The organism is Sphingobacterium sp. CZ-UAM, from assembly GCF_002000245.1.
GTDB lineage: Bacteria > Bacteroidota > Bacteroidia > Sphingobacteriales > Sphingobacteriaceae > Sphingobacterium.
This window is the reverse complement of the sequence record NZ_MTCM01000008.1, coordinates 61,175-80,009: the sequence shown is the minus strand read 5'-3', so window position 1 is coordinate 80,009 and position 18,835 is coordinate 61,175. Positions and strand designations below refer to the sequence as shown.

Annotated in this window: 20 protein-coding genes and 1 pseudogene; 11 read left to right on the top strand and 10 right to left on the bottom strand. The window is 37.9% G+C overall.

Annotated elements, in window-relative coordinates; genetic code table 11:
• Window positions 1–283: 283 nt before the first annotated feature.
• Complete coding sequence (locus BWD42_RS22095) at window positions 284–907, top strand: hypothetical protein (protein WP_139351251.1); 624 nt, start codon at window positions 284–286, stop codon at window positions 905–907.
• 86 nt (window positions 908–993) lie between these two features.
• Here BWD42_RS22095 and BWD42_RS22090 read toward each other — a convergent pair whose 3' ends face one another.
• From BWD42_RS22090 to BWD42_RS22080, 3 genes are read right to left on the bottom strand one after another with little or no spacing between them, the layout of a single operon-like run.
• Window positions 994–1,491 carry a hypothetical protein gene (locus BWD42_RS22090; RefSeq protein WP_139351250.1) on the bottom strand — a complete coding sequence of 166 codons (498 nt, stop codon included), beginning with the start codon at window positions 1,489–1,491 and terminating at the stop codon, window positions 994–996.
• The gene (locus BWD42_RS22085) at window positions 1,448–1,825 is read right to left on the bottom strand and encodes a hypothetical protein (protein WP_077438581.1); all 378 of its coding nucleotides are present in this window, start codon (window positions 1,823–1,825) and stop codon (window positions 1,448–1,450) included. The genes BWD42_RS22090 and BWD42_RS22085 overlap by 44 nt, the downstream gene beginning before the upstream one ends.
• 2 nt (window positions 1,826–1,827) lie before the next feature.
• The gene (locus tag BWD42_RS22080; protein ID WP_077438580.1) at window positions 1,828–2,307 is read right to left on the bottom strand and encodes an N-acetylmuramoyl-L-alanine amidase; all 480 of its coding nucleotides are present in this window, start codon (window positions 2,305–2,307) and stop codon (window positions 1,828–1,830) included.
• A gap of 470 nt (window positions 2,308–2,777) precedes the next feature.
• Between BWD42_RS22080 and BWD42_RS22075 the strand changes: the two genes are divergently transcribed.
• From BWD42_RS22075 to nudK, 6 genes are all read left to right on the top strand, one after another.
• Entirely contained in the window at window positions 2,778–3,506 is a 729-nt protein-coding gene (locus BWD42_RS22075) for a phytanoyl-CoA dioxygenase family protein (protein ID WP_077438579.1), read from the top strand.
• 484 nt (window positions 3,507–3,990) lie between these two features.
• Entirely contained in the window at window positions 3,991–6,186 is a 2,196-nt protein-coding gene (locus BWD42_RS22070) for an ATP-binding protein (protein ID WP_175992127.1), read from the top strand.
• 210 nt (window positions 6,187–6,396) lie between these two features.
• Window positions 6,397–7,287 (top strand): SIR2 family protein, encoded by an 891-nt coding sequence (locus tag BWD42_RS22065; protein ID WP_077438577.1) that lies wholly within the window; start codon window positions 6,397–6,399, stop codon window positions 7,285–7,287.
• A gap of 11 nt (window positions 7,288–7,298) precedes the next feature.
• On the top strand, window positions 7,299–8,162 hold the full coding sequence (locus BWD42_RS22060; RefSeq protein WP_077438576.1) for a DUF2071 domain-containing protein: 864 nt from the start codon (window positions 7,299–7,301) through the stop codon (window positions 8,160–8,162).
• Window positions 8,163–8,944: 782 nt separating this feature from the next.
• Complete coding sequence (locus BWD42_RS22050; protein WP_077438574.1) at window positions 8,945–10,171, top strand: hypothetical protein; 1,227 nt, start codon at window positions 8,945–8,947, stop codon at window positions 10,169–10,171.
• Between the two features lie 52 nt (window positions 10,172–10,223).
• Entirely contained in the window at window positions 10,224–10,805 is a 582-nt protein-coding gene (nudK, locus tag BWD42_RS22045; protein ID WP_077438573.1) for a GDP-mannose pyrophosphatase NudK, read from the top strand.
• A gap of 23 nt (window positions 10,806–10,828) precedes the next feature.
• On the opposite strand, the gene BWD42_RS22040 is transcribed toward nudK, so the two are convergent.
• From BWD42_RS22040 to BWD42_RS22020, 5 genes are all read right to left on the bottom strand, one after another.
• Window positions 10,829–11,257 carry a hypothetical protein gene (locus tag BWD42_RS22040; protein ID WP_077438572.1) on the bottom strand — a complete coding sequence of 143 codons (429 nt, stop codon included), beginning with the start codon at window positions 11,255–11,257 and terminating at the stop codon, window positions 10,829–10,831.
• A 77-nt stretch (window positions 11,258–11,334) separates the two neighbouring features.
• Window positions 11,335–11,766 (bottom strand): MarR family winged helix-turn-helix transcriptional regulator, encoded by a 432-nt coding sequence (locus BWD42_RS22035; RefSeq protein ID WP_077438571.1) that lies wholly within the window; start codon window positions 11,764–11,766, stop codon window positions 11,335–11,337.
• A gap of 45 nt (window positions 11,767–11,811) precedes the next feature.
• Entirely contained in the window at window positions 11,812–12,447 is a 636-nt protein-coding gene (locus tag BWD42_RS22030; protein WP_077438570.1) for a nitroreductase family protein, read from the bottom strand.
• A 12-nt stretch (window positions 12,448–12,459) separates the two neighbouring features.
• Window positions 12,460–12,828, bottom strand: coding sequence for a DUF1304 domain-containing protein (locus BWD42_RS22025; RefSeq protein ID WP_077438569.1), 369 nt, complete (start codon window positions 12,826–12,828; stop codon window positions 12,460–12,462).
• 3 nt (window positions 12,829–12,831) lie between these two features.
• Window positions 12,832–13,257 (bottom strand): organic hydroperoxide resistance protein, encoded by a 426-nt coding sequence (locus tag BWD42_RS22020; RefSeq protein ID WP_077438666.1) that lies wholly within the window; start codon window positions 13,255–13,257, stop codon window positions 12,832–12,834.
• A gap of 392 nt (window positions 13,258–13,649) precedes the next feature.
• On the opposite strand from BWD42_RS22020, the gene BWD42_RS22015 reads away from it, so the two are divergent.
• From BWD42_RS22015 to BWD42_RS24825, 4 genes and pseudogenes are all read left to right on the top strand, one after another.
• Window positions 13,650–14,216: a Crp/Fnr family transcriptional regulator gene (locus tag BWD42_RS22015; RefSeq protein ID WP_077438568.1), complete on the top strand. Its 567-nt coding sequence runs from the start codon at window positions 13,650–13,652 to the stop codon at window positions 14,214–14,216.
• A 59-nt stretch (window positions 14,217–14,275) separates the two neighbouring features.
• Complete coding sequence (locus BWD42_RS22010) at window positions 14,276–14,857, top strand: NAD(P)H-dependent oxidoreductase (RefSeq protein ID WP_077438567.1); 582 nt, start codon at window positions 14,276–14,278, stop codon at window positions 14,855–14,857.
• Between the two features lie 121 nt (window positions 14,858–14,978).
• Window positions 14,979–15,248, top strand: a complete 270-nt coding sequence (locus tag BWD42_RS25285) for an adenylosuccinate synthetase (protein WP_410528297.1) — start codon at window positions 14,979–14,981, stop codon at window positions 15,246–15,248.
• Window positions 15,202–15,701 (top strand): annotated as a pseudogene (locus BWD42_RS24825) (adenylosuccinate synthetase). The gene BWD42_RS25285 and the pseudogene BWD42_RS24825 overlap by 47 nt, the downstream one beginning before the upstream one ends.
• 142 nt (window positions 15,702–15,843) lie before the next feature.
• On the opposite strand, the gene BWD42_RS21990 reads toward BWD42_RS24825, so the two are convergent.
• Window positions 15,844–17,079, bottom strand: a complete 1,236-nt coding sequence (locus tag BWD42_RS21990; RefSeq protein ID WP_077438665.1) for a porin — start codon at window positions 17,077–17,079, stop codon at window positions 15,844–15,846.
• A gap of 357 nt (window positions 17,080–17,436) precedes the next feature.
• Window positions 17,437–18,834, bottom strand: a complete 1,398-nt coding sequence (locus BWD42_RS21985) for a RagB/SusD family nutrient uptake outer membrane protein (protein WP_077438563.1) — start codon at window positions 18,832–18,834, stop codon at window positions 17,437–17,439.
• Window position 18,835 lies beyond the last annotated feature (1 nt).

The following is an 18,835-nucleotide window of genomic DNA, read 5'->3' as shown; positions in this document are numbered from 1 at the left end:
ATAAATAAATCAAATAAAATCACTAAAACCTCATTATCAATGAATTAATATTAAACAAATAAGTTTAATAAATTTTATAAATGACAAATAATTTAAAAAAAATAGTATTAAAACCCATTGAATGATTAACAAATTTGTTTAACTTTGTTTAACAAAAGCTACTGCTATTTATAGCTTATCATTGGGAAATCATCAAAAAGAAAAATGAGCCATATATGAGGTTGGGGTAACTAGTAGCTAGAAGACAGAAGAAAAAATAGATATACTCAAAAAGAACATCACAATGGAACGCTTTATCACAACAAATTTGCAGCTAAACAGGTCGACAGGAATGAACCATGAACATATCAGGAAACATGGTATGATTTCCGAAGAGCCCCAGCATAAGGAACTGATGACTATCCTAATGAAACAAGAAAATTTAACAACAATTACGAGTCAACGAAATGAAAAGACCAATGCCCAACGTATGAACACATTATATTATTCTTTCATTATGAGTTTCTTAAAAGAGAACCATCCTGAAATATTGAGATCAATTGATAAAATATATGAACCAGATCTTTCCAAGATAAGCCAGGTCATCGACTGTTATTGTGAGTTTAAGGGAATCCCGCCACAGCAAATTATGGGTGAATATATCAACTATAAAGATATACAGCATCGCTATAAGGCAATCGCAGTTGTCCTGCGCATTTTTCAGCCTGAAAAACTGGACAATCTAAAGACGAAGGTAAAAAGTATGATATATAAAGAATTGGGGCCATATTTAAAGATAAATAGCGACACCTTGCAAAAGTCTATTATCTGCGCATGTAACCAATTTGACATGTATAACGATTTTAAGAAAGATATCAAACAGGCGGCAAATTATTACTTCATTAATAAACGTTTCAATGATAAATAAGGTTGTTTTTTCAAGAATTATACCGATCATAAAACAGACGCGCATCATGTTTTCTTTGATCGGTATAATAGCGTTTTATTTAGTCATTACACCCTCTTTCGCTTCCACCATACTACAAGAATTATCGCTAGCAGACCTATCAAAAAATACAGAATATTTATTGCAGCCGGCTGCACGGTTCGTTTTGAAGCCTTTGTATCCAGACGTAGTTTATCTTCTTTATACTGCGCACTGTGAACAAGCTCCCGACGCTGCTCGAAAAGATATCTGTCCTTTGCGATGGAGCTGTCGGAAGAATGTATCCGTTTTTTATTGACCTGTCCCCTGCCTATCCGTACCACACCATTTGGCCTGATCTCAATTTCTTCGCCCGCGATCTGGATCAGATCTTCAGTTTGCGTTGAAAGCCGATTATAGGTTTGCTCCATATCCAAGCGTTGCTTATTGGAATCCACATTTGACAGTATGGTCATTTTTTCTCCAGTCTTCAAGGTTTGTGACTCCTTTGTTTTAACGCTTTTTTTAAATAGACCGCAGCTACTAACGAGCAGTAGCATTACGGTCAATCGAATTATATTTTTCATTTTTTACTCTTTTTAGTTCAATCTGTAATTCATTATAAAGCTTCATTAGATCATCGTATTTCAACTGCAATTCAGCTAATGTTTTTGAACAGGCGATACGGTCCTCATTGGCTAATTTCAGTCCTTCATTCAGATCTTCAATAATAGCTCTTAAATGTTCTATATCTTTTTCCAGCCGGTTTGCATACGCTTCCCATTTATCGATAACCTTTCCGGCATTCTCCACATTTGTAGCTTCTACTTCCGCCTGCTGTTTGGGACGGCCAACAAAATAACCTCCGACAGCAGTAGCAATAGGAATAAGTAGCTTTTCAAAAATTTCAAGTAGTTCCATAGTCATTCTTTTTTTAGTAGTGGCTTAAACTTCATCCAAGGGAACTGTATTCCCGGATCCTCCTTTCTCCCCGGAGCTATATCACTGTGCCCCAAAATTTCCCGAATGGGGTAATAGGCGATAATCGCCTGACAGACTTCGATAGCTGCATTGATCTGCTTTTCGGTGTACAGCTCTGATCCTTTATTTTGTAACTCAATCCCGATACTGTATCTGTTCAGATCGGTCAATCCGGCCCAGGAACTCCGGCCTGCATGCCAACATTCGATATTAAATGGTGCCAGCTGGGTCACCACCCCTTCACGGCTGATGTGGATGTGAGCCGAGACTTTGCTTTTTGGATCTGACATCCAATAGAGCGCACTCGTGGCGTTGGAAGCCCCATCATAATGCATAATGATATAAATAGGTCTTATATTCCCGTTCTTATTGGGCGTATCCCGATAGGAAACCCCAGTCAATTGATGTTCTTTAATGTTCATATCTACTTCTATTATATTGATGATTTACTGTGATAATAAGCGTTTCATTTTTTCGTCTGGATCCTCTTACCGGCACTCCAGTTTATTCCAATAAGGACCGCCAATATTTATTTTAGGCCTTATCGCTATACAAATTTAAGTGGGGGCCAAGCCTAAAAAGTAGAATTTCAGGGGTATATAAGCGGTATGGAGCAGCTACCGAATATTAGCACAAAATGGGAAGCTTAATACCAATTAGCTCAAGACAAGAGCCACATCTGGAGGATGCGGCTCTTGTCTTTTTGGGATATAAAAAGTTAAACTTTCGAAACTATCTATTAATTTAGTATCAAAGACTATGATTATGCCTATAAGTAAAAACGCAGTGTATATCGAACAAAATGGAGACTCCATTTCATTTGTTATTAAACAGACACAGATAATACCGTAAGTGTTAGAATAAAAAACACATCCAATAAAAGACAATCGCTATGCTTACAAACGAACACCTAACAATCAATAAAAACAAGATAAAAAAAGACGGTTTCACCATTATAAAAGATGTTTTTAGTAACAATGAAATTCGTGAACTAGCAAGGTTAATTGAACAAACAGACCAGTCAAGAGATAGCTTTAGGCACTCCTCTGATCTTTTTGCAGTTCGTCAGCTAATTAAAGAAATACCTAATTTAAATACCGGCATTTTCAATAATAATCTTAGAGCCATCATTTCACAGTTATTCGGATCAGATTATTTCATTGTAAAAAGCATTTATTTTGATAAACCAGAAACCTCCAATTGGTATGTATCCTATCACCAGGACCTGACGATATCTGTGCTCAAAAAAGTCAATACAGAAGGTTTTTCAAACTGGACAGTAAAACAGAAGCAATATGCTGTACAGCCACCATTAGAAATTTTGGAAAATATAGTTACGATAAGAATCCACCTCGATGATACAGATGCGGAGAATGGTGCATTGAATATTATTCCGGGATCACATAACAAAGGAGTTTATCGTCCTGAAACCATTGACTGGACAAGCGAACGGGAGGAAAACTGCCCCGTTCCCGCGGGTGGAATAATGATCATGAAACCGCTATTGCTCCATAGCTCCAAACGCACAAGCAATAACAAACGCAGAAGAGTAATTCATATTGAATTCGCTAATATAGAACTACCAAATAATCTCCACTGGGCTGAAAGACTGAGCTATTAAGGCATTCCTACGATAATGGATAAAACATTTCAGTTATTTCTTTGTTATTTGATCGTTATAGCATAGGATGAGTTATATCGTGAAGGCTAGGAAATCGGTTCGCCTAGCCTTTTTTAATATGCTCATCCCGTTGCCAAAATTCATACAAATTATTAAGTCCCATTGTCGAACTCCTATATATCAATTTTGAAAACTGGGGGGCAGGAATATCAGATGGGTCAGTCCCATCTTGTTCATAGATATGCGCATTGACCCGTAACATTTCCTGATATTCCTGAAGATTAAACCCTGGGTTGAGCCGTTGGGCATTAACAACTGTAACGACAAAAACAGACCGCTAAGTAGCCAATATTTTAACATAGTAATATTTCTATTTATGTAAATTCCAAAAATAAGTTTCAATATATAATTAACATTTGTTCAACAGCAATAGCTATGCCTTAATTATTTATTTTGTACTTTAGGAGAATATATCAAAATGCGTATGATGGACTATAATCATTTTTCTAATTGTGATCAGGAACCGATCCATCTTTGTGGTCAAATACAGCATTTTGGTTGCCTCATCCTATTTGATGCGGCTTATAATTGCATAGGCTGGAGTGAAAACTGGACAGAAACAGGTTTACCCAAACAAAGTGTATTCCTGGGACAAAGCTTAACAAAATTTATAGACTGTCTGGATATTCAGCATGCAATCGATCTTGATCAGATTTTACATGATTATAGTGGCAGCTTCAAGCATCGTTATGTCGCTGATATTTATCTGGAACAGATCCCATATTATCTAAGCATCTATCCCTTTGACAATAAAATATATATTGAAATAGAACAACACCGTTCGCAATCGCATCAATTTAAAAATACATTCTTTTACGCCAAGCATATCAATGACAGTGAGGATATTTGGAAGGCGCTGGCGGAGAATATTTTTACAGTAACGGGGTATGATCGGGTTATGATCTATAAATTATCAGAAAATGGAGACGGCCAAGTGATTGCAGAACATGTTGTCGGCGGCTTAGAACCGTTATTGGGTTATCGTTATCCTGAGTTTGATATTCCCCAGCAGGCACGCCAACTCTATACCAGGATATTTGCCAGGGTGACACCCGATATAGATGCCCCCCCGATACCTATCTGGGGCCTTGAGCCAGAGAAACTAGATCTCTCTATGACAGGGATCCGTGCGATGTCCCCCATACATCTTCAATATCTTCGAAATGCGCAAGTAAAAGCAAGTGGTAGTTTCTCCATCATCATCAACGGAAAATTATGGGGATTGGTCGCCTGTCAGAATAGACTTCCCAAGTACATTGATCTAGCACAAAGACATCTTTCGATTTTCATTGTTCAATATGCCGTAAATAGTTTTTTGGCCAATAAACATATCGAGGAGAATAACTTCAAACTTAAAACCAAGAGTATCGCATTTGAGATCAGACAAAATCTATTTACAAAGAAAGATCTATACAGAGTAATCAGCGCGCTGAGCACTAACTTAATGGAAATCTTTCGAGCTGATGGAATCGCGTTTAAGTATCTAGACAAGTGGCATATCGTCGGCGACGCACCAAAGAAGGATATGTTATTAAAGCTAGATAGTCATTTCAGTAAAACAATTACCGATCAGTTATTCTGGCAGTCGGATTTCAAAGGACCTCAAGGCGGGCATGAAACTGTTTTTCCATTCCCGGGTATTGCCGGTATAGATTTGGAAAATAGGCTAGACTTCAAGATCTTTTTTTTCCGAAAGGAAGTAAAGATAGAGGAAACCTGGGCGGGAGAGCCGGAAAAGCAACTTATTTACGATCCAACAAAGACCATAAATTTCCCTTCTCCCCGCACGTCCTTCAATGCATGGAAGAAAATCGTCGAAGGTACTGCCCCAAAATGGAAAGAGCGAGAAATTAATTTCTTAAAAAGCCTGAGTATTACAATCCAGGAAGCCTGTTTAAAGAAAATTATCGAAATCCAGTCGCTCAACGAGAAATTGATTGAAATAAACAATATCCTGGAAACATTCAGTTACACGCTGAGTCATGACCTAAAAAACCCCTTGGCTGCCCTACAAATGACAGCCCAGATGATCCGGGACAGGTCTGGATTAAGTCAGGAATTTCTCGGGAAGGCAGGCAGAAACATGATGGAAGCCATCCAGTTAATGAATAGCATGCTAGATAAAACAGTGGATTTCGCTCGCAGTAAAAGCTATGAATTCGAATACGAAACTGTCTATCCGGAAAGGTTTATTGAAAACATCATTGATGATTGCAGCGTGCGATTTAATGTCCAAAATCTGCAATTTGAAAAAGGACGGATCCTTCCAATTGATGGAGAAAAGACCTTGATCTATCAATTGTTTCTAAATCTTTTGGGCAATGCAATCAAGTATAGCAGCAATAAAACCACACCTATAATTGGCATAAACAGCCAAATAGAAGAAGGGTATGTTTTGTATAAAATATGGGATAATGGGATCGGAATGTCTGTGGAAGAAACCGAGCGTATTTTCGAAATCTTCCATCGATTACCGAATGCGATGCAATTTGATGGGTCAGGAGTTGGCTTATCTATTGTAAAAAGAATTACAGACCGCCTTAACGCAAAAATTTCTGTGGACAGCAAGCCGAATCAAGGAACTATTTTCGAGATCAAGTTTCCAATCATAGAAAACTGATCCCTCTGCTAAAAAGCTAATAAATGTAATATATATTACAGGATTGTTTCTCCAGTAATGGTTCAATATTCCCATTCCATTCATTCTTTTTTATTAAATTAGAAACGGCCGATCAATAGATTCGAATCTAACAACCCGAAATTACAACGTGTATTGTTTCATTTGGTTTTATTGGTCGACGTGGAAATCTTTAATAAATATTAATTGCAAATGAATAAATTCAGCTTGCTAGTTGGAAATGATATCAATAATATTTCTCCTGGAATCAGTTGGAGTGACTTACTGACCAATATTAAAACAAAATATCATGTCACAGCATTGGAAAATGGGCAAAAACCTTTTCCGATGTTATACGAAGAGATTTTTCTAAATGCAATTAAAATACAACATCTGAATGAGAAAGAACTTAAAACCTATATCTCGGAGAGTGTCTCAAAGATAAAGCAGAATGAGATCCATCAATTGATCCAAACCCTTCCCACCCAAAATATCATCACCACAAATTATGAATTTAGCCTAGAAGGATTGACGTCGAGGAAGAATACGAGCCTGGTCCGAGAAACAACGTATAGTGTTTTTCGTCGGTATGAAACTGCAGACAAAACATTTTGGCACATCCATGGTGATTGTGACAGTCCAGGCTCCATCAACCTGGGTTATGAGCATTACTGTGGGCAGCTTCAAAAAATGAGAGATTATGTTGTAAACGGCACCAATTACACATCAGAAACAGTATATAAGGCTGCTCTGATAAAAAGGTTGAAGCAGCAAAAAGACCTGCAACTACAGTCATGGATAGACCTGTTCTTTACACAGGATATTCATATCTTGGGGCTCTCACTGGATTTTGTAGAAATAGATCTCTGGTGGTTATTGACTTATCGTGCCCGAAATAAGTTTTATAAAAAAAGTAACTTCATTCAAAATCAGTTGTTTTACTATACAACGAAAAAATGGTTTCAAATCGCTGTAGATAAAATGCAATTGCTCAAAGCCAACGATGTGGAAATTATTGTGATTGACGAATCTGACAAAACAAAATACTATAGAAAAATAGTAAAAAAGATCAGTGAGCGATATCAGCTTTCTTCTAATAAATAATCCCCCAGGTGATGTCGCTGTTGAAAAAAGAGTTTCGCTCATCAAAAAGAAACATGCTTGCTTCATGCGTTGAACATGTTCTAAATGGCTCCTTTTTACAAAAAATAAAAAATATATTTCCACCTCCCTTTTCGGATGTAAAATTAAGGAGTGACATCAGCAACGTCGTGTATCTGAATTGGATGATACCACTAGATAAAATTCAACACTTGATTCCGGAAGGGATACAGGTTGATGTTATTCAGGGGAAGGTATTATTTTCTATTTTGACCTATCGGCATGGCCATTTCGGCCCAGCTGCTCCCAAGGGATTAAGGCCATTTTATAGCTCTCCTTTACAAAGTAACTGGAGGTTTTATATCGCTGCGGATGCCAAACTATGTAAAGAACCTACAGTCTTATTTGTTTCCAATTGCATGAGTAGCTTGCCCTACTGTTTAGGCAGCCGTCTATTTAGCAATATGATGTATACACATCACCCATTATCTTTTATTCATCAATGTATCGATGGCGGTATCCACACAAAAATAGATCCCGGGGCTGGCAGTGCAGCAGATTTGGAGGTCATTTGCCATGCCATAGACGAATGGAAAATTCCCGGTGATTTTCTGCCCATATCAACTCATCCCCGTGAACTTCTTGAAAAGATTATCGTTCAGAACCGTGCGTTAACATCACAAGCTTTAAATTTGTCACATATAGCGACCATTTCACTGGATTTTGATTTCAAGGAGATCAAACCTTTAAAAATTGACTTTTTCAAAAGTCATTCATTATATGAAATCGTAGACGAGGAAGAATGTTTCGCGTTTCAGATACCATCATTGACATTTTTTATGGTTAACGAAAAAAAAATAACAAAATGTTTTACTTAGACTTTTTTATTGCAGTATTGATAGCAAACGCAATACCGCACTTTATTTTTGGAATCGCCAGAGTACGATTTTTAGGACTTTTCGGCTATTCATCAAAAGGCAATATCTGCTATGCATTTTTACAATGCATTATCGCCGTATTACTTTACTCTAATCAATACGGATTAACAACTATATACACAAACCCTTTTGTAATCGGTGGTTTAACCGTACTTTTACTCTATTTTATATTTGGAAGACTGCTCATCGACAAGTTTCGTAAAAAGTAATTTGAATGGCACTACCACAACATTAAACCCATTTTTTGCACTTCAGATGCTATCCGGATCGGAACACTCCGGCTTTTACCATAAGCTAGGAGCGATTTTTCTATTTCCCATTTTTCAACCGAAACAAAAATGGACTTCCCTGAGGTTTGCAGTTTTATCTTGTGAATTCAATAAAACATCACAGGATATTACTCCATCTGGTTATTTTTGATAGCATCAATATTCCAAAAAAAGCTGTTCGCATTATCCAAGATCAAAACAATCAGCTTGTGTTGCGAAATCCTCCTTAAGGACGGTAAAATACAAAAGCTACAGCAAAGAAAATATTTGAAAATGAATTAAGCCTTAAAACTAATAATAGACTAATTATCTGAATTAATTTAACTATTACCGCTAAAAAATATATTTTGCGAAATAAAAAAAATATATCAATTTTGGCTTAGCTAAAATTAACGGGAAAAGTAATACCAAAAAATTGCCATATCTATATTATCTTATTTTTATTCTTCGACCATGTTTTTCAAAAGATTCACCTATTTCTTTTTAGGTTTATTGTTGCTTATTGGGTGTAGAAAAGACATTTCACCTCACAATCCCCCAGTTGATCCCGAACCTGTCGATAAAAGTAAAATGCCTATTCCAGCAGGATTTACAAACGATTTGGCCTCAATTAAGATTAATGCGATTGCAAACGCAAATCCACCGGGATTGTCACAACCTGAATTGATTAAGGATATATCCGGGAAAAATGCGAGCTATTGCCATCCTGATGTGGAGTATTTTCCAAAAGGCTTCAACGGGTATAAATATTGGATGGTCTTTACCCCCTATTTTGGTATATTAGGCTCTGACCGAGCAGCCTCTTTATATGAAAATCCCAGTGTTGTGGTTTCGAATGATGGTAAAGAATGGATTACCCCAATTGGATTGACCAACCCAATACAACGTCGCCCTGCTTTGGAAGATTCGTATATTCCTCCTAGCGGTATGCCTAATCAAGGCTATTGGTCTGATGTCGATTGGAACTTTAACGGAAAGGAGTTTGAATTATATTATAGGGGATGTTTTTTCTCTACTAAAATTTTAAAACAATGGGGAGCGAAGAGTGATAACAATACGAAAAAACTAGTTCAAGAAGCCGAGCGTATCGTTGTGCGTCAAACTTCAAGTGATGGAATTCATTGGACTCCACTTGAAGTCGCATATGCGAGCAATGAACCCGCTTCTGTTCAGGACAATCATATCTTATCGCCATCCTTTATCAGAAATGAAAATGAAATGTTCAGCTATGAAGTTGATTTCAAGCCTACTTATCCATCACCAATCATAACCAACATCTTACAACGTTCGTCAACGAATGGGTTGGACTTTACGCCATATAGAAATAGTAAACAGGTTAAATTCATCAATAAACCTTGGCTTGAATTAAACAAGAATTATTCAACCTGGCACCTACAAGCAGCCTATATTGATGGTTATTATTTTCTTTGCCTTGCAATAGGAAATGTGGACAGATATTCTTCCGATTTAAATTATCTGGCGTATTCAAAAGATGGTATACATTTCCGTGTGTTTGAAACACCTTTAGCTTCATCAAATGTATATCGTTCGGCAGTGTTTGTCAAATCTTCTTCAACAAACGACATCGAATTTGGTGCTGTTATTGGCTATAAATCAGGGGCGTTTGGTTACAGGGAATTTAAGTTAACCAAAAAGGTTTTGGAAGATGGGTTAAAATAGAAGAATATGAGCAGTAATACTTACTTTTATAGCTTGACCTTAACACTAAAAAATGGCAATCAAAGATATCGAAATCGTAAAGACAGAAATTTTATCTGATAACTGGTATACTTTAAAAAAAGTTACTTATCAATACACAAAACCGGACGGAACGGTACAACAGCAGAGCAGGGAAGCATATGATCGTGGAAATGGCGCTGTAATACTACTTTATAATACAGAATACCAAACTGTTATATTAACAAGACAGTTCAGAATTCCAACCTATATAAATGGAAATGAATCTGGAATGTTGATAGAGGCCTGTGCCGGTCTGTTAGATCAGGATTCGCCACAAGATTGTATTCGAAGAGAAACCGAAGAAGAAACTGGCTATCAGATTAAGGAAGCAAAAAAAATATTTGAAGCGTATATGTCGCCCGGCTCAGTCACTGAAATCTTGCATTTCTTTATCGCGGAATACACGAACAATATGAAGGTCAGTGATGGCGGTGGTTTGCAGGAAGAAGAAGAAAATATCGAAATCTTAGAAATCAATATCCAAGATGCGCTGGCTATGATCGAAAGTGGTGAAATCAAAGATGGGAAGACAATTATGCTCTTGCAATATATCAAATTGAAAAATATCATGTAAGGAGTTCCTTTTACCCGATCATGTTAATGGTCCACGCTGCTGAAAATAAATTTAGCTCGCTGAAAACTGATGGTTGACGGTATATAATGAGGAATACCCATATATACTTGTTCGGTGCCGGTCCCTAAAATATATTGAGACCCTTTCTTAAGTAAAATAAAGGGTCTCCTTTTTTTTTGTCCCCAGCCAAATGGCGTGTAGTAATAATCACCGGCCAGTGTATCATTTTTGATATCCCCCCGAACCTCTCCTGAATCGATTTCCCCCCCTGGTCTATAAAACCGTAGTTTTCCATGAAACCGACTTTCAAAAAGATCGAGTTCCAGTTGGGCACTATCGCGATTGCTATACGCTATATATCTCAACAATGCAGTATCCCTTCTCTTTTCTTCGCAACCTGCAAAGGAGAATATCAGCAAGACACAATAGACAGCAATTGCAATTAAACGCATTCTCTTGATAAAATTTAAAACCTCCAAAACTAGCTAAAAAGACAAGATTGTAACGGGATCAACCGATCATTTAGATATCAGCTATTCCCTGCATTCGCGACAACTTTATCCGCCAAAGCTTTAAGCTGCTGCATATCTGAATACTCCAGTTTTAATGCTTCAAAAATTTGCATTGGAATACAGCTTGCTTTCTCTTTCAGTTGCAGACCCAGATCTGTAAGGCGGATCACTACAACCCTTTCATCGGTCTTACTTCGTGTACGAGTAAGTAACAACTTCCCCTCTAGTCTTTTCAGTAGAGGTGTAAGAGTACCATTATCTAGAAACAACTTCTCTCCCAATTGGTTTACAGTTTGTTCGTTATTTTCCCATAACGCCATCATTGTAATATATTGTGGATAAGTCAGATCTACGTCAGCTAATATAGTGCGATACTGCTGCATAATCTCGCGATGCAGAACATATACAGAGAAACATAGCTGTTTGTCCAATTTCAATAAATCATCCATCTTGCAAAGATATTGTTTTCTTAAGGTTTGAAATATATGCTGTTTCTATTTATACTCAACAACAAATTCTTCTTTCGGTATCCGAACTTTTTTCATCGTGGAGATCCAGTCACGGGAAGCATCTGCAACCCCAACATACATTAACGATACACTTTTCAAACCGAGTTTTTCCAGCTGCAATACTTCATCCACAATGCTATTATCAAAGCCTTCTGCCGGAGTAGAATCAACCCTGAGTTCCGCAGCTTGTGCCAAAGCTAAACCAAGAGCAATATAAGTCTGCCGTGCCGTGTGTGCAAAATTATGTTCCTCAGCCTCATTCAGATAGATGGATTTCAATTTATCCGTATAAGATCCAAAACGGCCACGAGGTAAATCTCGCTCGTCGGTCGTGAAATCATATACTTTATCGATACGCTCGGCGGTATACTTATCCCAAGCTGCAAAAACCAGTACATGGGAACATTCTCGCATACATTCCGGATTTAAAGCTCCTTTTGCCAATTCTTCTTTCAAGGCCTGATTTTCAACGACCAATACCTTAAAAGGCTGCAAACCCGAAGAGGTTGGCGCAAAGCGTGCTGCTTCCAATATCTTATCTATATTTTCCTGGGAAACTTTTTTTGTCGGATCATAGGCTTTCACAGCGTGTCTCCATTGTAAGTCTGTAATTAATGACATTTATTTACTTATTTATTTTGAAAAAAGAACGAATAGTATTGCCAGTAGAGCAGGAACTCCCTGCACGAAGAATATCTTTTTACTTGCGGTAAGGCCTCCGAAAAGACCTGCAATAAGAACACAGCCCAAAAAGAACAGCCGTATATTTTCACTCCAGATCGGATCATGAATGAAAAATGACCAAGCCAAACCTGCTACCAAAAAACCATTATATAAGCCCTGATTTGCAGCAAGACCTTTTGTAGGTTTAAATAGTTCTGCAGGTAGGGCTTTACCAAAGCTACGTCTTCCGGCGGTTTCCCATGCAAACATTTCCATCCATACGATATAGACATGTTCTATAAGTACCAGTATGGTGAGTACTGTGGCAATATGATTCATCTATTATTCGTTGTTTGATACTGTTAATTTCACCTCCATATTACCTCTGGTCGCATTTGAGTATGGACATACCTGATGTGCTTTTTCAATCAGCTGCTGTGCCACATCCATATCGACTCCGGGAATATTAGCATATAATGCTGCAGCCAAACCAAAACCACCATTCTCCAGTTGTCCGATACTTACCTGAGCCTTAACGGTGGTTTCACCTGTTTTTACACGCTCCTGTCGAATTACCAAATTCAAAGCACTATCAAAGCAAGCTGCATAACCTGCCGCGAAAAGCATTTCTGGATTTGCGTACTCGTCGTTCGCACCACCAAGACCCTTCGGCATACGAACAGCCAAATCTAATACTCCGTTTTCACTTTTCACTTGACCATTTCGTCCTCCTGTGGCTGTAGCGCCAATTGTATATAATGTTTTCATATCTAAATATGTTTTGGTTTCAATAACACAAATATAGATTGAAAAATTATATTTTGCAAAATATAATTGGACTATTGACATTAATATGAAAATAGTAGCTATTACCATTTCGTGATACAATCGAAACAGCAATACCCAAACCAGACTTGCCAGCTCAATTGCACATAAGAGCTATTGATATATTGGTCATGGATTATATTATACCCAAAGATGTGTAATCACATCTTTGAAACTATCTTGAATACGCTACATGGGCATTTTCTTTTTCGGTGCCCAATGAAAGATAATGGTAATAACGTTTATACAAGGCATAAAAGCACTACTCACCCATAATATGAATCCGAGCAGATTTATTTTGTATTGCTAAAGCAATTTATTTAAGTTTGATCTCCATGATAGCAGCTTATTTTCAGTCTTTAGGTTTCTTCAATCCGGAAGAAATTACCGAGGTTGCTCAGCTTTTTGAATTCAGGAAGCTGAACAAAAATGACTTTTTTGTCAAGGAGAGCCAACCTTGCAACGAGGTCGCCCTCATCGCATCCGGAATCTTCCGTTCGTATTATACAACTTCAAGTGCTGTAGATGTTACTTATTGTTTCAGATTTCCCAATAGTATGATCGCCGCCTACTCATCTTTTATTACCGGCGGGCCAAGTATGGAAACCATGCAGGCTATCTCTCCTGCTGAACTATGGGTCATTAAAAAAAGCGCCATTGACAAACTTGCCTCGGAAAGTCTAGTATGGACTAAATACCTTAAAATGATTGCTGAACAGCAATACTTGGAACTCGAAAAACGTATCTTTCAATTGCAGAAAGAAACTGCATTACAACGCTATACGGTCTTGCTCCGGGATCAGCCCGAATTTGTGCAACAAATACCATTGCAATATTTAGCATCCTATCTAGGCATCACACAGCGGCATTTAAGCCGTATTCGCAGTGAAATTAAATTTTAGACATTTGTCCTATAGTTCAAGTACCAGCACCACTACTTTTGTGTTATCAAAAGAATAACATGAAGAAGAGAATACTTATCATCAACGGACACCCCAATAGGGAATCCTTTAATTTTGGCATTGCTGCAGCCTATAAAGATGGGGCAGAGGAATCTGGAGCAGAAGTCCGTTCAATTAACATTGCTGACCTAAATTTTAACCCCAACCTCCAGTTTGGATACCAGAAGCGAACAGAAGTCGAACCCGATCTCCTGCAGGCCTGGGAAGATATCCTATGGGCCGAACATTTAGTTTGGGTACATCCTGTTTGGTGGGGTGGTCTTCCGGCTATTATGAAAGGTTTTATCGATAGACTCTTTCTACCTGGTTACGCTTTCCAGTACCGCGAGAATTCTCCTTTTTGGGACAAATTACTTAAAGGGAAATCCGCCAGAATTATAACTACCCTAGACCAACCCAGTTGGTATTATGCCCTTGTCTATGGCAGACCGAGTGTAAATCAACTCAAAAGATCTACCCTACAATTTTGTGGCATATCATCCGTAAAAGTTACTTACATCGAAATTATAAAGACTTCGAATACGACAAAGCGAAATAAATGGTTATTTAAAATCAAACTACTCGGAAAAAAACAAGGATAAAAACTGGCCTGATTTCTTTTTGATCAATTTTCAGGGAATAAATACGATCGCCTTTTTTGTCAAATGGCAATTGCCTCCTCCTCGTTATCTCCTAGCTTTGTTCCATAAATTCAATCGTAATATGGATATTTTAATTGGACTCCAGTGGGGAGACGAAGGTAAAGGAAAAATTATTGATCTGATCAGTCGCGATTATGACATTATTGCTCGCTTTAATGGTGGTGCAAACGCCGGGCATAGTATTTTTCATAATGGCAAATGGTTTACCTCTCAAATTACTGCCTTCGGGAATCTTTTATCCCCATGTCAAAAATATTATCGGTACCGGTGTGGTGATCGACCCTATGGCACTCGATGCGGAGGCGGAATTACTTCAACCCATTATTCCTGAAGCAGAGATAATCAATCGACTCCTAATCTCGGAAAAGGCCCATCTCGTATTACCCACTTACAAGTACTGGATATCTACTTCGAGGAATCCCCACGATATCGCGCTATCGGAGCGACTAAAAATGGTATTGGCCCCACCTATTCCAATAAAACACTCCGGCAGAATGTACGGGTGGGAGATATCTTTTCCAAAGATTTTGAAACCTATGTTTTGCAAATTTTAGATAAACAGTATACCGAATTACAGGCTTTGGGGCAGGATGTGCCACCAGTAAAAGAATTATATGACAATTTTCTAGAGGCATGTGGCTTTTTAAAAAAGTTACAAATTACGGACACAGAAATCAGCATAAATGAAGCACTTAAGAATAATAAAAAGGCATTGGCAGAAGGTGCTCAGGCCACATTATTTGACATCGATCATGGTACTTCATCGTTCCGCGCGAACTTGTGAGTTGTCACGGAACCACTGGTCAAATTGAGGTTTGGCAATAAAAAAAAACCAAATCATTTACTCCACCAGACAATCAAACATCCTCCTAAGTCGTAGAGTTTGCTTCAATTTTTAAACATTCAAATAAAATCACTGGTAAATTTTACCAGCGGTATAACAATCTGGTCGTAAAAACATTATCTTTGAGATCATCAGAAAAATTCTTCAAGCTCGTCTTCTCATTGGTCACATGTTCATTGTAGACTGTAAGCTTTAATCTATTACTGATCTGATAAGCAAGACCATAACCCAATGTACTAAATTTCACATCACCGTCCGCTGTAAAATTATCGGGCATTCCTATCGTCATGCCACTTGCTTTTGTATTGGGGTCATACACATCGTAAGCTAATAGCGCTGTCACACCTGTTTTTGCAATTTCTTGCGTAAACCAAAGGTAGTAGCCGTTAAATCTCCGTTGATATAAGTCTGTCGCGGGCTGCGTCGTAAAACTTCGACTTGCGTAAGGGCCTTTGATATCAGCTCCTCCAGCGACACCAGGTTGATCACCGGCCACATATTCAGTCTTGAAACTGGATTTCCCGAAACTGTTATCCAGTTCAACTTGTAAGTTCGCCCCATAGTAGTTTCGACCAATGGCTTTTCCTACGTTATCATCACTGGTATGCGCTGTATAACCGTTTGTGAGAGCTGTATAATATGTTTTGGTATCATTACGGACAGAACCTTTATAGAAAGATCCACCAAAACCGACATGCAATTTTTTATCTGCGAGGCTATCGAATTTAAAGGCTAAGTTACCAATAAGATCCTTTTTTGAGTCATAATCTTTGGCCGAGTGCCCACTTCCATTAACCAAAGCTAAATCTAGATTTAAGAATTTTATTTTCCCGCCGGGATGATAACTTACCATTCCTCCAAGATCGCGTTCACGTGGCATTAAAGTTTGGAAAACACGTGCCCGCTCAGGAAAATCGCGGTAACCAGAAGAATAAACAATTGAATACCCGAACGGCCGGTTGAAGAGACCCGCAGTCAGGCTCAAGCCCTTTTGATCAGGGTGTCGCAATTGGATGAAAGCATCCATTAATTGTACACCGTCCTGTGTTGCATCGAGCTGGAATACAATACTTGAATAAGTGTCCACACGGTCAATCTTAAGGCGGCCACGTCGGATCATAAAACGATTGTCAGAATTCTTAGAAAAATCACCACCAGAGAAGGAGGTTATCCCCGGTGATTGCGCCTTTTGAAACTGCGTCTGAAGGTACCCTGTGATTTTGATATCATGCGGATCATAACTTGAAGGTGCATTGTTATTTTGCGCCATGGCTATTGCTGGGCCTATCAGACTGGCGAGTAAAAGTGCTTTTTTCATTGAATAAATTTTTGAAGCAATGGATATCATCAGGACTTGTAAACATGTGAATAAACAAATCGTCTGTCCAAATGGTTCATCAGTATTATAATAATCTCTAATATAATGAATGAATTTTAAGAGGATTATGCTTCTTATTAAAAATTATAAGCCTCCTTATTTCAACGCCGTAAAAATAGAGTCTCAATGTTAAGTTAGTATTAACAAATTGTTAGTCTATTAATTTATATACATAAAATTAATGATTTGGTAATACCACAGTATTTAATATGCGCTGATTTATTCATTATTTAAAACCATTTTACAAAAAAGGGGCACTTCTAAACGTAGCGCCCCTTATTAATTTTACCTGACAAATTAATAACCAGGATTCTGAACTAAATTTGGATTTTTTTGCATATCGTCAAATGGTATTGGCAATGCTACAAAATCTGATCCATATATTTGTTCTGAAACAGTACTATGTGCCGGAATATTCCGTTTCGTTCTTAAATATTCTAAGATACCGTGACCTTCGAACCCCAATTCTATCCGTCTTTCTTTTAAAATTGCCTCGATAAGAGAAGCTTTAGATGTTGCAACAATGGTTTCTGATGGGGCTGAACGGTGCCGTACAACATTCACCAATGCTAATGCTTCGGCACTAACCCCTGTCGATTGGTTTGCAAGAGCTTCTGCTTTAGTCAACAAAATTTCATTGTATTTCAATATTGGTGCCCAATCGGACACAGAAGTATATTTTAGTGTATAGAATGCACCATTCTTCTGTGTGATCAGCTCGGTCTTACGCTTGTCGATAGCACTCATTAACGATACATAAGTTGGTAAAACCTGAATATCGGCTCTTAAACTTGGAGAGTAATGCTGACCTAAAGCATTATTAGTGTTTGGATTATCGCCTCCATTATGAGCTACAGAGAAAATACTTTCGGCTGTAGTTGTGTTCCTGAAAGCTTCTAATGGGCTAGCGTTCAGAGAATAGCTATTTGTATTTATAACCTTATTTGCAAATTCCAATGCCTTAGCATAATTACCCTCATATAAGTACACACGTGCTAAAAGTGCTTGAGCAGCTGATTTTGTAGCTCTAGCAACAGTTGAAAATTCAGGTGCACTAGACGCTGGTAGCGATGATTCTGCTGCCAACAAGTCACTTATAATTTGGTCATAAACCTCTTTTACCGTAGCTCTTGGTATATTATTATCTTCACTAAATGGTGTTGATGTAGTTTTTAGCACAAGAGGTACACCAGCATGTGTAGCACCAGAAGTAAAATTATAGGGCTGAGCCCATAAATTCACCAAATAAAAATATGTTAAAGCTCTAATAAATTTCGCTTCTCCAAAATATTGAGCTTCCTGAGCCGCATTTACAACTCCTGGTTTTGCAGTTAGGTTTTCGATAAACAAATTAGTTTCATTTATTGTCCGATAGCCACCTTGGTAAGCGTCTTTTACGGTTATATCAGTAGACAATAAAGTACTAAATTGAGGCATATTTCCAAAAAAAGTATTTACACCGCAATCCGCTCCACGAATATCAGCATAGATTAACGTCCTACCGCCTAAAAATTCACGATTTTGCAATGCATCATACAGTCCTGTAGCACTTTTAGCTATTCTATCCGGTGTTGAAAAAGCCTGCTCAGGTGATAGATATGCATACGGGTCTTCAAAAAGCTGTTTCCCACAAGATGTTGCGGAAAGAGTTATTCCCAACAACAATGCTTTATATATTATGTTATTTTTTTTCATT